The following is a 20683-nucleotide window of genomic DNA, read 5'->3' as shown; positions in this document are numbered from 1 at the left end:
GCAGCATGCGTCGCACGATCTTCACGGAGGAACACGACCTCTTCCGCGCCACCGCCCGCGCGTACTACGAGCGGGAGTGCGTCCCGCATACGGAGGAGTGGGAGCGCGACGGCCAGGTCAGCCGGGCCGCCTGGGCCGCGGCCGGCAAGGCCGGGCTGATCGGCTGGGAATTTCCCGAGGAGTACGGTGGCCAGGGCATCAGGGACTTCCGCTACAACGCGATCATGGCCGAGGAGATGGCCGCCACGGGCACGGTCGGCATCGCACTCGGTCTGCAGAACGACGTCATTCCCCCGTACCTGATGAACCTGACCACCGACGCGCAGAAGGCCCGTTGGCTGCCGGGTGTGGTCAGCGGCGAGACCATTTGCGCGCTGGCCCTGTCCGAACCGGGCGCGGGGTCCGACCTCAAGAACATCCGCACCACCGCCCGCCGGGACGGGGACGCGTGGGTGATCGACGGCTCCAAAACCTTCATCACCAACGGGATCCTCGCCGATCTGGTGGTCGTCGCCTGTAAGACCGATCCGGCCGCCGGGCACAAGGGCGTCAGCCTGATCGTGGTCGAGCGCGGTGCCGCGGGGTTCGAGCGGGGCCGGAAGCTCGACAAGGTCGGCATGAAGGCGCAGGACACGGCGGAACTGTTCTTCCACGGCGTGCGGGTGCCGGCCGGGAACCTGCTGGGGCAGGAGGGCCGGGGCTTCTACCACATGATGCAGAACCTCCCGACCGAGCGGCTGGCGATCGCGGTGTCGTCGCTGGCCTCGGCGGAACGGGCGTTCGCCCTGACGATGGACTACGCGACCGAGCGCACCGCGTTCGGACAGCCGATCGGCCGGTTCCAGGCGAACCGCTTCGCGCTCGCCGACGCCCGCGCCAAGCTCAACGCCGGCCGCGTGTATGTCGACGGCTGCATCATGGCCCTGGTCGAAGGACATCTGACCGCCGACGACGCCGCGGCGGCGAAGTACTGGGCGTCGGAGACCGCATGGCAGGTCATCGACCGGTGCCTGCAGATGTTCGGGGGCTACGGCTTCGTCAACGAATACGAGATCGCCCGTATCTGGCGGGACAACCGGGTTCAGCGGGTGTTCGGCGGGACGTCGGAGATCATGCAGGAGATCGTCGGTCGCTCCCTGGGCCTGTGATGACGACGGACACACAGGAGCACGAAAGGCTTCGCGGCGCCGCTCACCGCCCGGCCGAGTGCGACGAGGAATTGTGGCGGATCACGGTCGGAGACGTCCTGCGGCAGTCGGCGGCGCGTTTCCCGGACCGGGCCGCGGTGCTGTGGCCCGACGGTCCCAGGTTGGGCCGGATGACCTGGGCGGAACTCCTCGACGCGGCCGAGCGCGCGGCGGCATCCTTCCTGACGAACGTCCCGCCCGGGCAGCCGATCGCTGTCTGGGGGGCCAACAGCGCCGACTGGATCGTCGCCGAGTACGGCGCGGTGCTGGCCGGCACGCCGCTGGTTCCCGTCAACACCGCCCTCACCGACGCCGAAGTGGCCTACCAGTTGCGGCAGTCGGGCAGCAGGCTCGTCCTCGCGGCATCGGAGCACCGCGGGTCGCCGCTGCTCCGGCGGGCGGTCGCCCTGACCGCCTCCCTGCCGCACCCCTGCCCGGTGCTGGAAATCGACGCCTGGCGAAAAGCTCCCCCGCCGGCGCCAGGACGGCTGCCCGAGGTCGACCCCGACTCGCCGTTCCTGATCCAGTACACCTCCGGTACCACGGGCACCCCCAAGGGAGCGGTGCTCAGCCACCTGGCCTGTGTGAACAGCGGCCGGTTCGGCATGGCGCGTCTCGGCGGTGCCGGGCGGCACGAGGTTTTGTGCACACCGCTGCCGCTGCACCACGTGGGCGCGTCGGTGTGCGGAGCGCTGGCGGTCGCCTCGGTGAGCGGAACACTGGTGTTGGCTCCCTCGTTCACCGCGAGGGAGGTTCTCCGGTTGGTCGAGCAGTCCCGGGCCACGGTCCTCGGGCTGGTCCCGACGATGATGACCGACATCCTGGCCTGCCCCGATCTGCGGGTCCGCGACCTCACGAGCCTGCGCGTCGTCGAAGGCGGGGGCACGGCCGTGGCCCCCGAACTCGTACGCCGCTTCGAGGGTGCCCTCGGCGCGAAACTGAACATCGCCTACGGGCAGTCCGAGAGCCCGTACGCGGTGTCCACCCGGCCCGACGACCCGGACGAGCACAAGGCCGAGACCCTGGGCCGTCCCTCACCGCACCGCGAGGTGCGCGTCGTCCGCCCGGGGACCGGGGAGACGGCGGACCTCGGGGAGCACGGTGAGCTGTGCATCCGCTCGCCGCTGAACATGTCGGGCTACCACGGCATGGCGGACGCAACCGCGCGGGCCATCGACGCCCGCGGTTGGCTGCGTACGGGCGACATCTGCAGCATGGACGCGCAGGGCGTGCTGCGGTTCCACGGCCGTACCCGCGAGGTGATCATCCGCGGTGGGGAGAACATCTACCCCCGCGAGGTGGAGGAGGTCCTGCTCGGCCATCCCGCCGTCACCGACGTCGCCGTCATCGGAACGCCCGACGACCGGCTGGGCGAGACCGTTGCGGCGGTCGTCCGACTCAGGCCCGGACTCGACGCCGGCCCCCAGGAGTTGGAGACCTTCGCGAGAGAACACCTCGCCGCGTTCAAGATTCCGCGTCGCTGGCACTTCGCGGACGAGTTCCCGCTCACCGCGTCCGGCAAGGTCCGCAAGCATGTGCTCCGCGAGTCGCTGCTCGCCGAACAGGGCTGATTCGCCGTAATTTCGCCGCGGGCCGGTGCACAGGCTCTTATCGGAGCCTGTGCACCGGCCCGCCGTATGTCCTCGCGGGGAATCCGCCGACCGCTTCGCCGGGCGCCGAGCCCATGTCGCGCCGACGTCCGCGTTGTCGCGCTCGCGGCGAACGCGCGCATTCTCCCGACCGGACGGCCGTGACGTCAGACCGCCAGGTCCGCCGCCAGGTTGGCGACGTTGGTGAGCAGCGCCCGCCCGCGTCGGGACAGGTCGTAGCCGGTCAGCGGATAGCCGTTGCACAGCCAGGCGAAGGACAACCCGGACTCCGGGTCCATGAAGGCCAGTTGGTACGCGGCGCCGCTGTTGCCGTACAGCTCCGGCGACCCGGTCGAGGGCAGATTGCCTCCGGCGTCCGGCCCGGCCACGGTGACGAACAGTCCCATGCCGGTCCGCCGGTCGCCGCCGCCGTACAGCTCGGCGCCCTCGGGTGCCTTCGCGAAACGCATCCGGCTCCCCTCGGCGACGGCTTCGGGCTTCCACAGACCTGAATGCTCCATCGCCTGGAAGAACAGTGCGACATCCGCCGCGGTGCCCACCAGGGAGTGACTGGGCTCGCCCGCGGCCAGCACTCTCGGGTCGGAGAGGAACCACGGGCCCCACGGGTCGACTTCCTGATCGTCGCTGGTGCGGTCGGTGGCGGTCATGGGGGCGATAGTGGCGCTCTGGCGCTCCTCGGGGACGCCGAGTTCGAGGCTGGTCAGTCCCAGCGGCCCGGCGACCTGGGTGCGCACATAGTCGGCGAAGGTCAGGCCGGTGCGCCGCTCGACGATCTCCGCGAGCAGCCATGCCGCGGACGTGAGATGGAACTGGAATCGGCTACCGGGAGGGTAGTCCAGCCGCCAGCGGGCGAAGGCCTCCAGGCGCCGGCTCCGGTCGCACATCTTGGGATAGCCGAGCGGCGCGAACGGGAACCCCGCGGTGTGCGTGAGCACCTGTTCGACGGTGACGTCGCCTTTTCCGTTCTCCGCGAACTCGGGGATGATCGCGGAGACTCGCTCGCCAAGCTCCAGCAGGCCCTCTCCCAAGAGCTTCCACACGACGCCCGCGACCACCGAGCGGCCGACGGACTGCAGGATGTAGCGGGTTCCCGGGTCCGCGTCCCCCCACGTCTCGAAGGCGGCCAGTCGGCCGTTGCGGGCCACCGCCACCTGGGCGGAGGGCAACGGTCCGTGTTCGACCTCCAGCCGGACGCGGCGCAGCAGGACATCCAGTTTGTGCGGGTTGACTCCGACGGAAAGCGGATCGGCGACGGTGCGGTCGATCGGCGTGACCATGCGTACCCTTTCGTGAGATGTTCGCTGGGCGGACGGGAGGCGCGCGAGTGCCGCGGCTCAGACCTCTTCCGCTGCCCGGAACGCCGTGGACAAGGACAGTTGCTCCCAGGTGTCCAGCTCCCGACCGACCTCGTCGGTCTTCGCGCGCACGGCCTGCACGGCATCGGTCCCCAGCGGCAGCCGCCGCGGTGGCTCGGGGGCCTGGACGGCGGTGATGACCGCCTCGGCGGCCCGCTCCGGGTCGCCCTGTTGAACTCCGTCCAAGGCTTCCAAACTGCCGCGCATCCGCTCGATGACCGAGTATTCCGGCAGTTGCCGATTGGCTTTGCGCAGCCCGCTTCCCGCCCAGCGGGTGCGGAACGCCCCCGGCTCGACGATGGTCACCTTGATGCCGAACGGCTGCAGTTCGTACTGAAGTGCCTCCGAGAGGCCTTCCAGGGCGAACTTCGAGGCGTTGTAGATCCCGAACCCCGGCATTCCGATGTAACCGGCGACGGAACTGATGTTGACCAGGTGTCCGCCGCCGCGTTCGCGGAAGTGCGGGAGCAGGGCGCGGATGAGGCGGAGCGGCCCGAAGAAGTTGGTGTCCATCTGGTGCCGGAGCTCCTGTTCGTCCACCTCCTCGACGGCCCCGAGCAGCCCGTATCCCGCGTTGTTGACCAGGACGTCCACGTGCCCGGCCAGCTCCACCGCTCGCGCGGCCCGCTCGGCGAGGACGTACGGGGTGTCGGTGGTGTCGAGAAGCAGCGCGAAAGCCCGGCCGGGGGCGAGGCTTTCGAACTCGGCGGCCTGCTTGTCGTCACGCAGGGTGCCGACGACGACGCCTCCGCGGTCCAGCACGGCTTCGGCCAGCGCCCGCCCGAGACCACCGGAGACCCCGGTGATCATCCAGTGCGACGGCTCTATGCCTGTTTCCGATGCCACGTGTTCTCCTTGCCGATCGTGCCGAATCGTGATTGACGGGATGTCAGGGCGATGACCGCCACGCGGCCTTCAGACGCCCACGACGGACCTGACGAGCCGTCACCGACCACCGCGCAACGCCGGCGCCATGTGCTGGGGGTTGCCGGAGGTTGCGGGGGGGGTGTTGGGGGGTGCGGGGGTTGCCGGTCGCCTCGGGACGGCTTCGGACGCCGCGGGCCCGGACGCCCGTCGGCGTCCGGGCCCTCCCCTCCCCGTGCCCCGGAAGGTGAGCGACGTGTCGTTGCCGACGCGGGAGGGGCGCACCGGCGCGGAGCGCCGCTGCGGTCCGGGGGCGAAAGGCGGTGCCCGCCCGTTTTGCGGCTCAGTAGGTGCGCAATCCCATGCTGCGGGCGATCCCGTTGCGCTGGATCTGGCTGGTGCCACCGGAGATCGTCGCGACGATGGATTCGCGGTAGCGGAAGCTCATGACGCTTTCCGTCGAGAAGCCGTGGCCGGCGCACACCTGCATGCCCAGGCGCGCGGCGGCGACGTACGTCTCCGACCCCTTCAGCTTGGCCATGGAACCCTCCCGGGTGCACGGCTTGCCCTGGGCGAGCAGCCACGCGGCGCGGTACGCCAGCAGCCGCGCGGAGTCGATCTCGGTCTGGAGGTCGGCCATCGCGTGTGCCAGGGACTGGAAGCTGCCGATGGGCCGACCGAAGGCGTGGCGGTTGCGGGAGTACTCCAGCATCTCGTCCAGAGTGGCCTGCGCCGCCCCGAGGTAGCCGCCGGTGATGATGACCTTCTCCAGTTCGATATTGGAGAGCATCACCTTCCATCCCTCGTCCTTCGGCCCCACCAGGTTCTTCCGGGGGACGACCACGTCCTTGAGGAAGACCTCGTTGGTTCCGAGGATGTGGCGGGCGAGGGTCGGCGTACGGCGGACCTCCACGCCTTCGCTGTCCGGGTCGACGAGCAGCAGGCTGATGCCTCCGTGCTTCGGCTCCCGGGGACCGGTGCGCACGTACGTGGCGATCGTGGTGTCGGGCAGCCCGCCGCCGGTGCACCAGGCCTTCTGTCCGTTGACCAGGAAGTGGTCTCCCCGGTCGACCGCCTGGGTGCGCAGCGCCGCGGCGTCCGAACCGGTGTCCGGCTCGCTGAGCCCCACGGCCAGGCGGTGGCGGCCGGTCATGACCCGGTCCCGGATGAACGCGCGCTGTTCCTCGCTGCCCCAGCGGAACACCGTGATGCCCGGGATGAGGACGCCGATGTAGCACATCGCCACGTCGAAGCTGGCTCGGCCGAGCTCTTCGGCGATGAGGATGAGCTCCAGTGGGCCGCCTCCGTCCCCGCCCTCCTCTTCCGAGAACGGCAGCGAGAACCAGCCCATGTCCGCCATGCCCTTGAACAACTCGGGCGGAACGTGGGACTGCTCGTCCCACTCCTTGGCCCGCTCAGGCGGGCAGACGTCGGCGACGAACTGGCGTGCTGTCGCACGCAGCATCTCCTGCTCATCAGTCAGTCCGAAGTCCACGTCCGCTCTCCCTGCCTTAGACCTATGATTATATTTAGTTAGCTTATTCTTCTACATTAAACAGAGATCGCGCAAGCAGGGGCGGTTCCGCCCCGTGCTGGAACTCCACGGCTGGGGAGACCTCGTCGACGACCAGGTACTCAACGCGTTCGCCGTCGTCGCCGAACCACAGCACATGGCCGCGAGCATCCGCGATTGCTTCGACGGACTCGTCGACCGCGTCTCCTTCTCCACCGCCTACGACATCGACACCCGCGTCTGGGACGACGTCGTCCAGGACCTCAAGGGAGGCGGAGCGTGACGCCCGGCCTCCACCGCTGAGAGCGGACGCGAAAACACGGAAGCCGGCCGGCCCGAACGGGCCGCCGGCACTCCGGGCAGCGGTCGGGGACGGGGTCAGTCCCCATCCGCTCGCAGCGCACGGCGCAGCACCTTGCCGTTGGCGTTGCGGGGCAACTCGTCGACGAAGAACCAGCGTTCCGGCACCTTGAATCCGGACAGGCGGGAGCGTGTGAACACCCGCAGCCGTTCGGGATCCGGCCGTCCCGCCTCTCCTCCGGCGGGCACCACGAACGCCACGACGCGTTGGCCCAGGCGCTCGTCCGGCGTCCCGATCACCGCGGCCTCCGCCACGTGCGGGTGCGCCGCGATGACGGTCTCGACCTCCAGCGGGTGAACGTTCTCGCCGCCTCGGATGATCATGTCGCTGTGTCGCCCCGACAGGTACACGTATCCGTCCGGATCGACGCGCCCCAGGTCTCCGCTGTGCAGCCACCCCGCGGCGTCCACCCGGAAAAGGTGGTCGGCGCGGGCGTGCACCTCACCCACACCGGCCTCGTCAGGCCGGTCGACGCGCAGCTCGACCCCGGGAGCCGCGCGGCCGACGGACAACAGCAGATCGGGGCGCCCGGCGACCGCCTCGCGGTGGTCCTCCGGCGTGAGGACGCTGATGGGCGAGCCCTCGGTCTGGCCGAACATGTTGAGCATGCGCACGCCCGGCATGGCTTCGTAGGTGGCCCGCAAGGTGTCCGGGCGTATCGGTGCTCCCCCGTACTGCAAGACCCTCCAGTGGGCCGGGCGCATCTCGCCGGCCTTGTGCAGCATCTCCAGCATCGACGGGACCATGCTGGTGTGCGTGGCGCCCAGCGCGCCGAGCAGACGCCAGCCTTCCACGGTGAAGCGCCGAATGCCGGTGACGCGGGCCCCTACCCCGAGGGCCACGGCGATGTTGCCCAGACCCGACATGTGGTGGAACGGCGCGCTGCCTCCGTACAGGCTGTCCGGCCCGAGCTCGCACAGTGCGCCGTTGACCCGGGCGCGCGCCGCCAATCGCCACTGGGGCATGGGCACCGCCTTGGGCGTGCCCGAGGTGCCTGACGTGTGCAGCACCAGCGCGACGTCGCCGGGATCCGCCGCCAACGCCCGGCCGGTGGTCGCGAAGTCCGGCAGCGGGACCAGGCGGCGCCCCGTCAGATCCGCCACCTCGCGGCCCAACCCGACGTACTGCGGCTGCGTCACCAGGACGGGGCTGTCCATCGCCGCGACGACAGCCGCGATCTCGTGGGCGGTCATCCGCACACCCAGCGGGGCGATCGGGTGTCCGGATCCCGCGCCGCCGATCACCAGGGCGAGCGCTGTTTCCGAGGTCGCCACCAGGGCGGGCACCGGCATGTGCGGCGGCAGGTCGAGCGCGTCGAGCCAGTCAGCCGCGCCCCCCGCACGGTCCAGGAGTTCGCGACCGCTCCAGTCGGTCTCGCCGAACCGCGCGGCCGACCCGGCGTGTTCGTATGCGCCGACCGTCATCGCCGTCCAGGTCCCCGCCCGCGGTCGCGTCGACCGCTCCGGCCCCGGTGGGTCGTCCGGAAGGGCCGAAGGCGAACGTCCTGGGGTGTGGAAACTGCTCACGCGTCCCTCCGAATGACCGGCGTGCACAGCGCGGCCGGCTTTGTCTTGTCGTCCGTGGGCCGGTCCGGTGGTGCGGTCACGGGCGAGGCCTGCGGTGCAGCCCCTCCTGCAGCACGGTTGCCAGCAAGCGGCCCTCCCGGTCGCGAACGCGCGCGTGTGTGAGCGCACGGCCGCGACCGCTGCTGAGCGGTTCGGATTCGAGGAGCAGCCACCGGTCCATCTGGGCCGGGCGGTGGAACCACACCGTGTGGTCCAGGCTGGTACCGATGAAGTCGTGCGGCAGTGTGGACTCCGGCGGCCGGGCGTCCATGACCACACCCAGGTCCGAGATGTACGTGAGCGCCGCGGCCTGGGTCAGCGGATCATCAGGCAGTGGCGCACGGTGCCGCAGCCACATCGGATGCAGGGGCACGAACCCGTCCGGACGGGCGGCGGCGATGTGCCTGACCTCGAACGGTGAGGCCACATCGCGCAGTTGCTGCGTCGGCTGGATCGCCGCGGTCTCGTCGGGCCCCGGCGGGACCGCCAGGTCCCCGGCCCATTCATCGCCCGGTTCCGGATGGTGGAAAGAAGCGGTCGCGGTGAGGAGCAGGCGCCGACCCTGGTACACCCGCGCCTCGCGGACCGCGAACGCGCGCCCGTCCCGGACCCGGGTGACGGTGATGTCGAGCATCGGCGTGTCGTCGCCGCGCCGCAGGAAGTAGGCGTGCAGCGAATGCGGAACCCGCCCCGGGGCGACGGTTTTTCCCGCCCCGAGCAGCGCGAACGCCGCGACCAGCCCGCCGAACAGCGTGCCGTGGCCGGTCATGGTGACCGGTGCGCGGAACGCGTCGGGGCCGCTGCGCTCCATGCGGAGCAGCGTCGTGAGGTCTTGCCATCCCGGACACACCGGCCACGGCACGAGCGCCTGCCGGTCGGGGCTGCCGAGGGTCACGCCTGGTTCCTTGCCTTTCTGACGCGCCGTGGATGCACTGTGGATCAGTAGGGCAGGAACGCGTCCCGTGTCGCGTCCTCGGGGTCGAAGTCGGACGGCAGTCCCTCGAACTTCGGCGGTCGCTTCTCGGTGAAACTGGCCACGCCCTCACGGAAATCCGGCGAGCCGGCGAAGTACTCCATGGTGGAGTAACTGCGGCCCAGTGCCTCGGTGAAGTCGCGGTCCAGGTCGCCGTACACCTGGTGGCGGACCACGGCCATGGCCCGCGGCGAGCAGTTGACCGCAATGTCCCGCGCGTAGGCGCGCGCGGCGTCCAGGAGTTCGTCCGGCTCCACGACGCGGCTCACCAGGCCCAGGGCCTTGGCCTCGTCGGCATCGAACGTGCGGCCGGAGAGCAGCAGGTCGAGAGCGTTCTCCAGGCCGATGACGCGCGGCAGTACGTACGGAAGGTTGTACTCGCCCGCAAGGCCGCGCCGGGTGAACGCGGTGGTGAACCGCGCACCCCTGGCGGCGAACCGCACATCGCAGATCAGCGCCTGGATCAGGCCGATACCCGCGCACGCGCCGTTGATCGCGGCGATCACCGGCTTGGGCAGGTTGCGCCGGCTGTACATCGGAACGCGCTCGGCCAGGTTCAGGCTCTGGCCCGGCTGCGAGTTCTGTTCCAGCCGCCGCACGTCCATGCCGGGGCAGAACGCCCGGCCCGCGCCGGTGACGATGACGACCCGGACCTCCGGATCGGCCGCGGCACGGTCGAGCAGCTCGAAGAAGCGGCGCTCCATCGGGATGCTCCAGGCGTTCTTGCGCTCGGGCCGGTTGAGGGTGACGGTCGCGACACCGTACTCGTCGACCTCGTACAGCACCAGGTCGTCGTCCTGCTCGGACACAGCGATCCTCCTTGTATCTGTTCTCGTCTCCGCCGGCCGGGGCTGCCGGCCCGGCGCTCACCAGGCGTGAAGTGCGTGTCCGGCCCTACCGGGGACGGCTCACGGGTGCCGCCTCGATCGGTTCCCCGACTCCCGGGCGCTCGCCGGCGATGTTCACCACAACCTGGCCCCGTGCGCACACCTGGCCGTCGGGACGGCGCACCTCGACCTCGGCGAAGTGCGTGCGGCTGCCCCGGCGGACGCAGCGGGCGTGGGCCACGATCTCGGGGCCGATCGCGGGGAGGAGGTACTGCACCGACATGGACACGGTGCTGAGCCTGCTGCCCTTGTCGAAGTCGTGCCCGGCGATGACGGCTCCGCCGCCGGCCGTGTCGATCAGGGCCGAGACGACCCCTCCGTGGAAGACCCCCTCGTGAGCGGACAGTTCCTCGGCGTACGGGAGGGTCATCTCGACGGCGTCGGAGTCCCAGCGCCCCACGCGCATCCCGCACTCGCGGTTGAACCTGACTCCGTGCTCCCAGCGCTCGCGAAACCACGCGCGCCGCCGCTGCTGCTCCGGCTCGGACAGTCGGGTCGATGCGGTGACGGTCATCCGCACTCCTTCCAGAACGTGCGGTGCGCGGCGGGCCGGCACCGGACAGCGGTCACGCGCCGGGCTCGGCACCGACGAGCGAAACGAACGACACGCACTCTCCGGGCGCGCCGCCGAGGTTGTGGGTGAGGGCGAGTTTGCGGCCTTCCGCGAGGGAGGAGATGCGCCGCTCGGGCGGGGCCTCGCCGCGCAGTTGGAGCCAGGCCTCGAACATCATCCGCAGCCCCGACGCCCCGATCGGATGCCCGAACGCCTTGAGCCCCCCGTCCGGGTTCACCGGCAACTCACCACCCAGGTCGAATACCCCCGCCCGCACGTCCTTCCACCCCTCACCGCGCCCCGAGAACCCCAGGTCCTCCATCAGCACCAGCTCCGTCGGCGTGAAGCAGTCGTGCACCTCCGCCATCGCGATCTCCGCACGCGGATCCGTCACCCCCGCCTGCCGATAGGCATCGCGGGAGGAGGTCACGACCTCGGGGAACGTGGTGAAGTCGTAGTCGGGGTCGGAGGTGCCGGTGGCCGCGCCGGCGACGAGCGACAGGGCTTTGACGAAGATCGGCCGGTCGGTGTACCGGTACGCGTCCTCGGCGCGCACGACCACCGCCGCCGCCGAACCGTCCGACACCCCCGAGCAGTCGAACACCCCCAGCATCCCCGCCACCGCCGGAGCCGCCTTGATCCGCTCGACCGGCACCTCCCTGCGGAACTGCGCCCGCGAATTCCGCGCACCATTCACATGGTTCTTCCACGCGATCCGCGCCAACACATCCTTCAGCTCGTCCCGATCCACCCCATACCGCTCCGCATACGCCGGAGCCAACAAGCTGAAGGCCGCCGGGGCGGTCATGTCGTTCATGCCGACCGTGCCGTCATCCGGCACCGAGGTGCCGACCAGGCCGGAGTAGCCGGAGTCCTTGAGTTTCTCCACGCCGACCGCCATCGCCACGTCGTACGCACCCGAGGCCACCGCGTAACAGGCGTTGCGCAGCGACTCCGAGCCCGTCGCGCACATGTTCTCCATGCGGCTGACCGGCTTGTCGCCGATCCGCAGGGCGCGGCTGAGGGTCAGGCCGGAGACACCGGAGCCCTGGGTGCCGAGCCAGAAGGCGTCGACGTCGGTCGGCTCGATGCCGGCCGATGACGCGGCGGCCCGGGTGGACTCCACGAGCATGCTGCCCACCGAGCGGTCCCAGTGCTCGCCGAACGCGGTACAGCCCATGCCGACGATCGCCACGCGATCGCGGATGCCGTTCGATCCCACGCTGTCCTCCTCAGCCTTGTACGGCGGCACGGCGCGCGGGCCGGGCCTTCCAGAAGTAGTTGTGAATGCCACCGGCCGTACGGGTGCGCCGGAAGGTCATCTCGACCCGGTCGCCGATGCCGACGGAGTCGGGTGCGGCGTCGGTGAGTTCGCAGCGGAGTCGGCCGCCGCCGTCGAAGTCGGCCACGACCATCACGGTCGGGGGGTTCGGCGAGTGGGCGAGGTGGTCGACGGTGAACGTCGCAACGGTGGCCGGGGTGTCGGCCAGCGGCTCCGGCTCCATGAGGCCGGTGTGGTGGCAGTCGCGGCACACGTCGGCCGGCGGCAGGTGCCGGGTCCCGCATGAGGGGCAACGCCCGGCCACGAGAGCGTACTTCCACGCGGCGGTGCGGAACGACGGTGGCGCGTAAGGCGGTTCGGGGTCCGGGCGGCGCGGCGGCTCGCGGTCCAGCAGTCCCCGCCAGGTCAGGTACGAGGCGTACGGCAGCGCGTCGTCGCCGGCGGCGATCTGCTCGGCGACCGGGTAGGTGGACCGGCGTTCCTCGAGAGCGTCCGTCGCGCGCAGGACCATGACCGACACACCGTCGGTGAGCAGCAGCACGGCGATGACGGCACCGGGCCGGGCGCGGTCCAGGACGTCCGCGAGCACGACGCCCACCTGGGCGGTGCCGGGGTTGCCGATGGTGTCGGCCAGGTCGTCGACCCAGGCCTCGCGCGGCACGCCGGTGCGCGCGGCGGCGGCCCGCACGGCCCGGGTGTGGGTGCCGGCGACGATGAGGTGGTCGATCCGGTCAGGTGTGACATCGGCCTGCTTCAAGGCCTCGGCGAACGCCGCGTCGGCGAGGGGGAGATAGGTCTGCTCGCCGAAGCGCTCCTCCCAGGTCCGCGAGGACGCGGCGCCGGGCAGGCGCCAGCGCTCCAGGAACTCCGAGACCGCGGAGGCCCGGCCCAGCACCTCGGCGATCACCGGGGCACCGGAGGCGTTCTCCCCGTGGCCGGAGAACAGGAACGCCGCCGCGGCGTCACCGCCGTCGCGCTCGTCGACGCCGGACGGCAGTCCTCCGCGGATGTCCGACAACACGGCGAGCGTGGGAACCGGGGAGTCCTGGGCGGCGGTGAGCGCCGCGAAGCCCGACCGGACCGCGCCGCACAGGTCGGAGGCCGGCGCCGCCTGCTCCAGCCGGAGCGCGGCGTGGATGGCGGTCGCATTGGTCTTGTCGGTGTACGCGGGGGCCGTGGAAGCGAACAGCAGTTGCCGGGGCAGGTGGCCCGAGGGCAGTCCGCTGAGGGCGGTCCGGGCCGCTTCCACCCCCAGGGAGGTGGTGTCCTCGTCGTACGAGGCGACCGACCTGGTCCCGCGACCACCGCCGGAGCGCAGAACCGTGCCGATCTCCGCGCGGCGCAGCCGGTGATGCGGGATGTATGCGCCGTAGGCGATCAGGCCACCCATCGGGACCTCCTCATCAGTGTCGGGCAATGGTGGTCGGGCAATGGCGTTGCCGGGCAAGGCGATGCGAGCGCCCCGGAGCATGCCGTGGACCACTCCCACCGCTAAATACAGTTACATAATTATACTATATTTGCAATCGATGCACGGGGTGTGGCATGTCGACCGGATCACACGGGGCGGGCGCCCGGGCGAATCGCGCGCACGCGGAATCGGGGGCCCGCCCTCATACGGCGGACCCCCGGACGCGCGGCATGCCGCGTGCGTCTCAGATTCCGAGGCGTTCGAGGAAGCGCTCGTGTTGCGCGGACGGCCCGCCGAACATCAACTGCGAGGACTTCGCCCGGCGGAAGTACAGGTGTGCCGGGTGCTCCCAGGTGAACCCGATGCCGCCGTGCACCTGGATGTTCTCCATCGCGGCGGACATGAAGGCGCGCGAGCAGTACACATGGGCCGCCGCGGCCGTGGCGGCGAACTCGCCCGGCTCCCCTCCCTCGTCGGCGATCCGGGCCGCCTCACGGGCGACGGCGCGGGCCAGTTCCACCTGGACGAGCATGTCGGCGCACTTGTGCTTCACGGCCTGGAAGGTGCCGATGGCACGGCCGAACTGCGTGCGGGTGCGCGCGTATTCGGCACTCGCGTCCAGGCAGCGACCCGCTCCGCCGACCTGCTCGGCGGCCAGACCGACCACCGCCGAGTCGAGGACGCGCGCCATCAGCCGGCCGCCGGCGCCGTCGGTGCCCACCAGCGTCGCCGGCGCCGCATCGAGGCGGAGCCGGGCCATGGCCCGCGTGGCGTCCAACGTCTCCATCGCCTCGGCGGTGACCCCGGGGGCCTTCCCGTCCACCGCGAACAGCGACGGGCCGGCCGTGGTGCGCGCGATCACCAGCAGCAGTTCGGCGGACGCGCCGTCGACCACGAACGACTTGCTCCCGGTGAGCTCCCAGCCGTTGGAGCCGTCCTCTTGGGCCCGAACCGCCCGCGTGCGGATCTGCACCGGATCCCACGCGCCGCTGTCCTCCGCCACCGCCAGGGCGGCGGTGGTCCGGCCGGCCGCGATGCCGGGCAGGTGGCGCGCACAGGCCTCGTGGTCGCCGGAGGCCAGGAGAGCCTGCGCGGCCAGGACGACCGTGGCGAACAACGGTGAGCACAGCAGTGCGCGGCCTGCCTCCTCCAGCACCACCCCGAGCGCGACCTGACCGAAGCCGTCGCCGCCGTACTCCTCCGGCACGATCAGGCCGGGCAGCCGCAGTTGCTCGGCCATTTGCGCCCACACCTGCGGGTCGTACCGCAGTTCCGTCTCCGCGGCCTTGCGCACGGCTTCCTCGGAGGACTTGGCCTCCAGGAACGAGCGCACCGCCGCACGCAGTTCCTCAAGCTCCTCATGGGAGGTCCCGACGACCGTCATGCCGATCCTTCCTTGGTCCGCACGCCGCGCAGTTCCCGGAACGGGGACTTGGTGTCGATGCCGGGCTCCTTGGGCAGACCGAGCACCCGCTCCGCGAGGATGTTCTTCATGATCTCCTCGGTTCCGCCGAGAATGCGCAGCGCGGGCGTGGCCAACAGCAACTCCGACCAGGCATACGTTCCCCACTGCCCGGTGTCCGCGACCGCACTGGGGCCGAGCACGTCGGTGACGAAGTGCGCGGCGCGCGTGAGGTTTTGGCCGTACATCAGCTTGGAGACCGACATCTCGGGCCCGGGCGAGTGGCCGGCCCGCAGCGAGCGCATCGCTCGCGCGTTGAGCGCCTCGGTGGCCTTGATGTCGGCCAGCAGGTCGGCCAGCCGAGCGCGCACCGCGTGGTCGTCCAGGGTCCAGGTCGCCCTCAGCAGAGCGGCCAGCCGTTCCGGCGACAGCGCGGCGGCCACCGGCCCGGCCCCCTCGTTGCCGACCGTGGCCCGCTCGTTCATCAGCGTGGTCAGCGCCACCGTCCAGCCGCCGTCGACCTCGCCGAGGCGGTGGTCGTCCGGCACCCGGACGTCGGTGAGGAAAACCTCGTTGAAGTCGGCGCCGCCGGTCATCTGACGGAGCGGTCGGACCTCGACACCGGGCGTGGTCATGTCGACGAGGAACGCGGTGATGCCCTTGTGCTTCGGGGCGTCCGGGTTGGTGCGCGTCAGAGCCACGCCGATGCGGCTGTGGTGGGCCACCGACGTCCACACCTTCTGCCCGTTGAGCACCCACGTGTCACCGTCCCGCACTGCGCGCGTCTGCACGCTCGCGAGGTCGGAGCCGGCGTCGGGCTCGCTGAAGAGCTGGCAGGCGATGGCGTCTCCCCGGTACATCGCCGGGAGCCAGTGGTCCTTGATGTGCTGCCGGGCGTGAGCCAGGATGGTCGGCCCGATCATGCCCAGGCCGACCACGGCGAGCACGCCGGTGTCGGGGACGTCGTACTCCGCCTCGACAGCGTCGTAGACCATGTCGTGCACCGGGGTGAGGCCGCGCCCGCCGTACTCCTTCGGACCGGTGATCCAGCCGAAGCCGTTCTCGTACCGCGTGCGCTGCCAGTCCCGCGCCGCCTGGGTCGCGGCCTGCTCGACCTCGGGCGGATCGCTGCTGAAATAGGCCACGCGGTCATCGCCCTCGCCCCAGACGAATCCGGCGCGGTCGGCGGCCGGTCGGGCGTGGGCGTCGAGGAAGGCCCGGACCTCGGCGGCGAAGGCGGCCGGATCCGGTACGTCGGTGTCGTGGGCCATGGGCCTACGCTCCTTGCTTGTCAGGCCGTCCGGGTGCGGCGTCAGGTGGACAGAATGGTCACCGCGGACACGCCGGGGGCGCCGTACAAGTGGGCGTAGCCGACCCGCGGCGTCCCGGCCACCTGACGGGCACCGGCGGAACCACGCAGCTGGTGCACGAGCTCGTGGATCTGCCGCAGGCCGGAGGCCCCGATGGGTTCGCCGTTGCCGAGCAGGCCGCCGTCGGTGTTGACCGGCAGTCGGCCGCCGATCTCGGTCGCGCCCTCCGCGATCAGGCGCTCCTGCTCTCCGTCCTTGCACAGGCCGTTCTCGGCCATGTGGATGATCTCCGAGCCGGAGTCCGTGTCCTGGAGCTGGGCGACGTCGACGTCCTCCGGCCCGATGCCCGCCGCCTCGTAGGCCGCCCGGGAGGCGTCGACGGTCGGGCTGGGAGCGTGCTCGCCGACCGGGAACGCCGGGCTCTGCACCTCGAAGGCGCCGAGGCGGCGGCTGCGCAGGACACCGGCCCGTACGCGGATCGGCGTCGACGTGTACTTGTGCGCCTGATCGGCCCGGCACAGCACGATCGCGGCGGCGCCCTCGTCGGGGCCGCAGTACATGAACTGGCGCAGCGGGTGATTGAGCACCGGCGAGGCGAGGATCTCCTGCTCGCTGAGCGGCGTCCGCCGCCACGCCTTGTCGTTGAGCGACGCGTTGCGGAAGTTCTTCGCCGCGACCTTGGCCAAGGTCGCCTCGGTGATCCCGTGGTCGTGCATGTAGCGGTTGATCTTCATACCGAAGAAGTGCGTGGTGATGAACAAGCCCGTCTGGCCGTACCAGTTCGGGATGCCCGCGACGGAGGGGTCGGCGGCGAACGCACCGCGCGGGTGCTTGTCGAGGCCGATCGCGACGGTGATGTCGTGCTCGCCGGTCTCGATCGCACGGGCGGCCATCGACAGCGCGGTGCCCGAGGTCGCGCACCCGTTGAAGACGCCGCGCAGCGGGATCCCGGTCAGGCCGAGGCGGCCGATGATGGCGTCGGGGTTGGCGACCTCCAGGCTGCCGACGTAGCCGGCCTGCACCTGGGGCCAGGTGACACCCGCGTCGGCGAGCGCGAGCCGGGTGGCCTCGGTGCCCATGTCCATGGCGGACTTGCCCGGGAACCGTCCGAAGGGGTGCAGGCCGACCCCGATGATGACCGCTTCCATCACGCCTCCTCCGCCGCGTCGTCCTCGGGGGCGAAGGCGAACGTCAGGGTCTCCGTGCCGTCTTCCGCGACCGTGTACGGGGTCACCACCATCCGCATGGGCCGGCCGATCGCCAGCTTCGCCGGGTCGGGCTCGGTGAGCCTGGCCTCGACCACGACTTCGCCCGGCAGGTCGATGTAGCCCACCGAGTACGGCTCGAAGCTGTCGAGGTCGGTCGCGTCGTAAGGCGGCGAGGGTGGGCGGAAGCCCTGGGTGGTGAACGTCCACAGCGTGCCGCGGTTGGACAGCAGACGACGGCGCGCGTCGCTTCCGCCGCAGCGCACGCAGTGGTCGGTGGCCGGGAAGCTGATCAGGGAGCAGTCTGCGCATTCGGAGCCGATGAGCCGGGGCTCGTCCGAGGGCCAGGTGAACAGATCTTCCGCGACGGGTTTGGGTGCCGTCATCGACTGGCTCCTTTCCCTCCGGGCCGGGCCCGGTGATGTCATCTGCGGGACAGGCTACCCAGATATAGGTAGACATGTAAAATAGTTAGTCGTATCTACAGGGAGGAAACCGTGACCGAGATCTGGGCGAACTCCGCCGACTCACATGTGCTAGAACCCGACGACCTGTGGCTCCAGGCCCTGCCGAAGAGCCTCGCGGAACGGGCCCCGCGCAGCGAGCGCGGCGACCGCTTCGAAGTGCTCTACATCGACGGCGGCCAGGTCAGCCGTCAGCTCAACGACATGATGGACGCCATTCGCCCCCCGGGCGCGCGTGACCTGTCCGTGCGGCTCGCCGACCTGGACAAGGAAGGCGTCTGGGGCCAACTGGCCTTCCCCTCTATGGGGTTCTGGTCCGTGCTGATCCAGGACCGCGAGCTGGCGCGCGAGGTCGTCCGGACGTGGAACGACTGGGCGCACTCGGAGATCATGGGGAAGACCGACCGAATTCTCACACCCGCGTGCCTGTCGATGGCGAACATCGACGACGCCGTGGCCGAGGTGGAGCGCGTCGCCGAACTCGGCTTCCAGGCCGTCTTCCTGCCCACCCAGACCCGGGAAGGCGAGGAATACGGCCTGGACCGCTGGGAGCCGGTGTGGACGGCCGCCGAGCGGGCGGGCCTGGTGCTGGCCTTCCACATCGGTACCGGCGGCGACACCGTCGTCTACCGCGGCCCCGGCGGCGCCGTGGTCAACTTCGTCGAGACCACGTACCCCGGCATGCGGGTCGTGTCGCACATGGTCGCCGGAGGCGCCCTGGACCGGCACCCCGGCCTGAAGGTCCTCATCGCGGAAGGCGGCGCCTCCTGGCTGCCGGCGATCGCGGACCGCATGGACGAGGCGTACCGCCAGCACGGCATCTTCGTACGCCCCAAGCTCAGCCGGCTGCCCAGCGAGATCATCCGCGAGCAGGTGTACGCGTCCTTCCAGCACGACGCCAGTGCCGTGGACATCGTCCGCTCCACCGGCTACCGCAACGTGATGTGGGGCGACGACTACCCCCACCTGGAAGGAACCTACGGGCACACCCAGGAAACCCTCCGGGGCCTGTTCGAAGGTGTCCCGGACGACATCCGCGACCGCATCACCCACGGTGCGTTCAACGAGCTGTTCACGGTCCCGGAGCGGGTGGCGCCGTAGCGGACGGTGGTACGGGCCGATGCACCGCCGCGGCGGAGACGGTGCATCGGCTCTGGCTCAGGGAAGTGGCGGATCCGGATTCGGATCCGCCACTTCCCTGTAGGGAGGACGACGACCCGCTCCCCACGGACAACGCGGAGTGGTCCCATGGCCCGCTCGGGCCGTGGGACCACTCCGTGTTGTCCGTCGCCCGCGTGTCCTCGGACACCGAGGCATCAGCTGTCCCGTCCGCCGCGCGACCTCTCCCGGTCCACGGCGACTCGCCACCGGCGAGCGGGTGACGACGCCGGGATCAGCCGGTGCTCACACGGGTGTCCCCGTTCTCGGGCACCGTCTCACCCCAGGCCATCCAGAGGTCGATCCCGCGCTTTTCCGCCAGGCGCCGGATGCGCCCCTCCTGTTGCGGATTGGGAATCGGACCGAGTTCCATACGCCCTCGTGGGTCGGGTTCGCAGACCCAGACCTCACCGTCGAGTTCGTACCGAAGGCCGGCGTGCCACTATCCGTCGGCGTCCCGGTCGACCACGGCGTCCATCCGTGTCGCGGGCCGGACCGTTCCGTCGCTCCTGTCCACTTCGCCGGCCTTCGTGCCCATCGCTTCCTGTCTCCCGTCTCGTGATGCAGCGCCGCGGTCGCCGGTCGGCCTCGCCTCCGGGTCATGCCCCGGGGCGATTGCCCATCGTGTCGGCGTTCGGAGCCGCCTTGGCGACCACGTCCGGAAGGACCCCCGTCAGGTCCTCCGGGTTCCAGCGGGTCTCGCTGTCGACGGACGGGCCGTTGACCCAGCCCTCCAGCACCGTGAAGCGGTTGCCCATCGCGCCGAAGACGCGGCCCGTGACGTCCTTCGACCGCGCCGAGCCGAGCCACACGACCAGAGGGGAGATGGCCTCGGGGGTGAGGTCGGTGGCCTCCGCCGCCTGCCTCATCATCTCGATGTCCTCGGTGAGCCGGGTCATGGCCGTCGGCGCGACCGCGTTGACGGTGACCCCGTAACGCGCCAGTTCCGCCGCGGCGATCACGGTCAGGCTGGCGATGCCGGCCTTGGCCGGCCCGTAATTGCCCTGCCCCGGGTTGCCGAACAGGCCCGACGGCGACGAGGTGTTGATGACCCGCGCGTCCACCGCGTGGCCTTCCTTGGCACGCCGCCGCCAGTGGTTGGCGGCGTGGTGCAGCGTCGCGAAGGTGCCCTTGAGGTGCACGGCCAGGACGCTGTCCCAGTCGCGCTCGGTCATCGACACGATCATCCGGTCGCGCAGGATCCCGGCGTTGTTGACCAGCACGTCGAGGTCGCCGAAGGTGTCGACCGCCTGGGCCACCAGGCGTCCGGCGCCATCCCAGGTCGAGATGTCGTCGGTGTTCGCGACCGCCTCGCCGCCCGCGGCACGGATCTCGTCCACCACCCGCTGGGCCGGTCCCGCCGAGGCGCCGTCGCCGTCCCGGCCGCCGCCCAGGTCGTTGACGACAACCTTGGCGCCGTGCGCCGCGAACGCGAGCGCGTGCGCGCGCCCGAGGCCGTTCCCGGCTCCGGTGATGGCCACGACTCGGCCTTCGCACAGCCTGTCGGACATGGTGTGCCTCCTTGCCGGTGGCTCGGCCACCGGATGTGTTCGTGCGGTCGCCCCGGCGCCGGGACGGCCGCG

General features: G+C 70.8%; 19 protein-coding genes. 4 read left to right on the top strand and 15 right to left on the bottom strand.

From position 1 onward, the window contains the following. Window positions 1-5 precede the first annotated feature (5 nt). Both LO772_RS31380 and LO772_RS31375 read left to right on the top strand, forming a co-directional pair. Complete coding sequence (locus tag LO772_RS31380) at window positions 6-1148, top strand: acyl-CoA dehydrogenase family protein (RefSeq protein ID WP_231775411.1); 1143 nt, start codon at window positions 6-8, stop codon at window positions 1146-1148. Next, the gene (locus tag LO772_RS31375; protein ID WP_231775410.1) at window positions 1148-2758 is read left to right on the top strand and encodes a class I adenylate-forming enzyme family protein; all 1611 of its coding nucleotides are present in this window, start codon (window positions 1148-1150) and stop codon (window positions 2756-2758) included. The genes LO772_RS31380 and LO772_RS31375 overlap by 1 nt, the downstream gene beginning before the upstream one ends. A 185-nt stretch (window positions 2759-2943) precedes the next feature. Here the strand turns inward: LO772_RS31375 and LO772_RS31370 are convergent, their stop codons facing one another. The 3 genes from LO772_RS31370 to LO772_RS31360 all read right to left on the bottom strand — a co-directional run bounded on the left by LO772_RS31370 (window position 2944) and on the right by LO772_RS31360 (window position 6511). After that, entirely contained in the window at window positions 2944-4074 is a 1131-nt protein-coding gene (locus tag LO772_RS31370; protein WP_231775409.1) for a serine hydrolase domain-containing protein, read from the bottom strand. A gap of 57 nt (window positions 4075-4131) precedes the next feature. Continuing rightward, a complete protein-coding gene (locus LO772_RS31365; RefSeq protein ID WP_231775408.1) occupies window positions 4132-4998 on the bottom strand; it encodes an oxidoreductase in 867 nt (288 codons plus the stop codon). Window positions 4999-5359: 361 nt separating this feature from the next. Further along, the gene (locus LO772_RS31360) at window positions 5360-6511 is read right to left on the bottom strand and encodes an acyl-CoA dehydrogenase family protein (RefSeq protein WP_231775407.1); all 1152 of its coding nucleotides are present in this window, start codon (window positions 6509-6511) and stop codon (window positions 5360-5362) included. 94 nt (window positions 6512-6605) lie between these two features. Here LO772_RS31360 and LO772_RS31355 point away from each other — a divergent pair, with 94 nt between their 5' ends. Further along, window positions 6606-6812 carry a hypothetical protein gene (locus LO772_RS31355; protein WP_231775406.1) on the top strand — a complete coding sequence of 69 codons (207 nt, stop codon included), beginning with the start codon at window positions 6606-6608 and terminating at the stop codon, window positions 6810-6812. A 95-nt stretch (window positions 6813-6907) separates the two neighbouring features. Here LO772_RS31355 and LO772_RS31350 read toward each other — a convergent pair whose 3' ends face one another. The 10 genes from LO772_RS31350 to LO772_RS31305 all read right to left on the bottom strand — a co-directional run bounded on the left by LO772_RS31350 (window position 6908) and on the right by LO772_RS31305 (window position 17864). Further along, window positions 6908-8314: a class I adenylate-forming enzyme family protein gene (locus LO772_RS31350; protein ID WP_231775405.1), complete on the bottom strand. Its 1407-nt coding sequence runs from the start codon at window positions 8312-8314 to the stop codon at window positions 6908-6910. Window positions 8315-8492: 178 nt separating this feature from the next. After that, the gene (locus LO772_RS31345; protein ID WP_231775404.1) at window positions 8493-9350 is read right to left on the bottom strand and encodes an acyl-CoA thioesterase; all 858 of its coding nucleotides are present in this window, start codon (window positions 9348-9350) and stop codon (window positions 8493-8495) included. A gap of 44 nt (window positions 9351-9394) precedes the next feature. Beyond that, window positions 9395-10237, bottom strand: a complete 843-nt coding sequence (locus LO772_RS31340) for an enoyl-CoA hydratase-related protein (protein ID WP_231775403.1) — start codon at window positions 10235-10237, stop codon at window positions 9395-9397. An 85-nt stretch (window positions 10238-10322) separates the two neighbouring features. Further along, on the bottom strand, window positions 10323-10829 hold the full coding sequence (locus LO772_RS31335) for a PaaI family thioesterase (protein WP_231775402.1): 507 nt from the start codon (window positions 10827-10829) through the stop codon (window positions 10323-10325). A 52-nt stretch (window positions 10830-10881) separates the two neighbouring features. Next, window positions 10882-12090 carry an acetyl-CoA acetyltransferase gene (locus LO772_RS31330; protein ID WP_231775401.1) on the bottom strand — a complete coding sequence of 403 codons (1209 nt, stop codon included), beginning with the start codon at window positions 12088-12090 and terminating at the stop codon, window positions 10882-10884. Window positions 12091-12100: 10 nt separating this feature from the next. Next, on the bottom strand, window positions 12101-13540 hold the full coding sequence (locus tag LO772_RS31325) for an OB-fold domain-containing protein (RefSeq protein WP_231775400.1): 1440 nt from the start codon (window positions 13538-13540) through the stop codon (window positions 12101-12103). 265 nt (window positions 13541-13805) lie between these two features. Continuing rightward, window positions 13806-14945 (bottom strand): acyl-CoA dehydrogenase family protein, encoded by a 1140-nt coding sequence (locus LO772_RS31320; RefSeq protein ID WP_231775399.1) that lies wholly within the window; start codon window positions 14943-14945, stop codon window positions 13806-13808. After that, complete coding sequence (locus LO772_RS31315) at window positions 14942-16234, bottom strand: acyl-CoA dehydrogenase family protein (RefSeq protein WP_231775398.1); 1293 nt, start codon at window positions 16232-16234, stop codon at window positions 14942-14944. The genes LO772_RS31320 and LO772_RS31315 overlap by 4 nt, the downstream gene beginning before the upstream one ends. Before the next feature lie 41 nt (window positions 16235-16275). Next, on the bottom strand, window positions 16276-17424 hold the full coding sequence (locus tag LO772_RS31310; protein ID WP_331717289.1) for a thiolase family protein: 1149 nt from the start codon (window positions 17422-17424) through the stop codon (window positions 16276-16278). Continuing rightward, entirely contained in the window at window positions 17421-17864 is a 444-nt protein-coding gene (locus LO772_RS31305) for a Zn-ribbon domain-containing OB-fold protein (RefSeq protein ID WP_231775396.1), read from the bottom strand. The genes LO772_RS31310 and LO772_RS31305 overlap by 4 nt, the downstream gene beginning before the upstream one ends. Before the next feature lie 111 nt (window positions 17865-17975). Between LO772_RS31305 and LO772_RS31300 the strand changes: the two genes are divergently transcribed. Continuing rightward, window positions 17976-19043 (top strand): amidohydrolase family protein, encoded by a 1068-nt coding sequence (locus LO772_RS31300; protein WP_231775395.1) that lies wholly within the window; start codon window positions 17976-17978, stop codon window positions 19041-19043. A gap of 292 nt (window positions 19044-19335) precedes the next feature. Here the strand turns inward: LO772_RS31300 and LO772_RS31295 are convergent, their stop codons facing one another. Next, complete coding sequence (locus LO772_RS31295) at window positions 19336-19473, bottom strand: hypothetical protein (RefSeq protein WP_231775394.1); 138 nt, start codon at window positions 19471-19473, stop codon at window positions 19336-19338. Window positions 19474-19699: 226 nt separating this feature from the next. Beyond that, the gene (locus tag LO772_RS31290; protein ID WP_231775393.1) at window positions 19700-20611 is read right to left on the bottom strand and encodes an SDR family oxidoreductase; all 912 of its coding nucleotides are present in this window, start codon (window positions 20609-20611) and stop codon (window positions 19700-19702) included. Window positions 20612-20683 lie beyond the last annotated feature (72 nt).

Origin of the sequence: Yinghuangia sp. ASG 101 (genome assembly GCF_021165735.1) — a bacterium.
GTDB lineage: Bacteria > Actinomycetota > Actinomycetes > Streptomycetales > Streptomycetaceae > Yinghuangia.
This window is presented reverse-complemented; position numbering and strand designations above follow the sequence as displayed.

Excerpts from the sequence above, each read along its gene's own strand:
- LO772_RS31380 (WP_231775411.1), top strand. The coding sequence starts at position 6 with ATGCGTCGCACGATCTTCACGGAGGAACACGACCTCTTCCGCGCCACC.
- LO772_RS31375 (WP_231775410.1), top strand. The coding sequence starts at position 1,148 with ATGACGACGGACACACAGGAGCACGAAAGGCTTCGCGGCGCCGCTCAC.
- LO772_RS31370 (WP_231775409.1), bottom strand. The coding sequence starts at position 4,074 with ATGGTCACGCCGATCGACCGCACCGTCGCCGATCCGCTTTCCGTCGGA.
- LO772_RS31350 (WP_231775405.1), bottom strand. The coding sequence starts at position 8,314 with ATGACGGTCGGCGCATACGAACACGCCGGGTCGGCCGCGCGGTTCGGC.
- LO772_RS31335 (WP_231775402.1), bottom strand. The coding sequence starts at position 10,829 with ATGACCGTCACCGCATCGACCCGACTGTCCGAGCCGGAGCAGCAGCGG.
- LO772_RS31325 (WP_231775400.1), bottom strand. The coding sequence starts at position 13,540 with ATGGGTGGCCTGATCGCCTACGGCGCATACATCCCGCATCACCGGCTG.
- LO772_RS31320 (WP_231775399.1), bottom strand. The coding sequence starts at position 14,945 with ATGACGGTCGTCGGGACCTCCCATGAGGAGCTTGAGGAACTGCGTGCG.
- LO772_RS31315 (WP_231775398.1), bottom strand. The coding sequence starts at position 16,234 with ATGGCCCACGACACCGACGTACCGGATCCGGCCGCCTTCGCCGCCGAG.
- LO772_RS31305 (WP_231775396.1), bottom strand. The coding sequence starts at position 17,864 with ATGACGGCACCCAAACCCGTCGCGGAAGATCTGTTCACCTGGCCCTCG.
- LO772_RS31295 (WP_231775394.1), bottom strand. The coding sequence starts at position 19,473 with ATGGAACTCGGTCCGATTCCCAATCCGCAACAGGAGGGGCGCATCCGG.
- LO772_RS31290 (WP_231775393.1), bottom strand. The coding sequence starts at position 20,611 with ATGTCCGACAGGCTGTGCGAAGGCCGAGTCGTGGCCATCACCGGAGCC.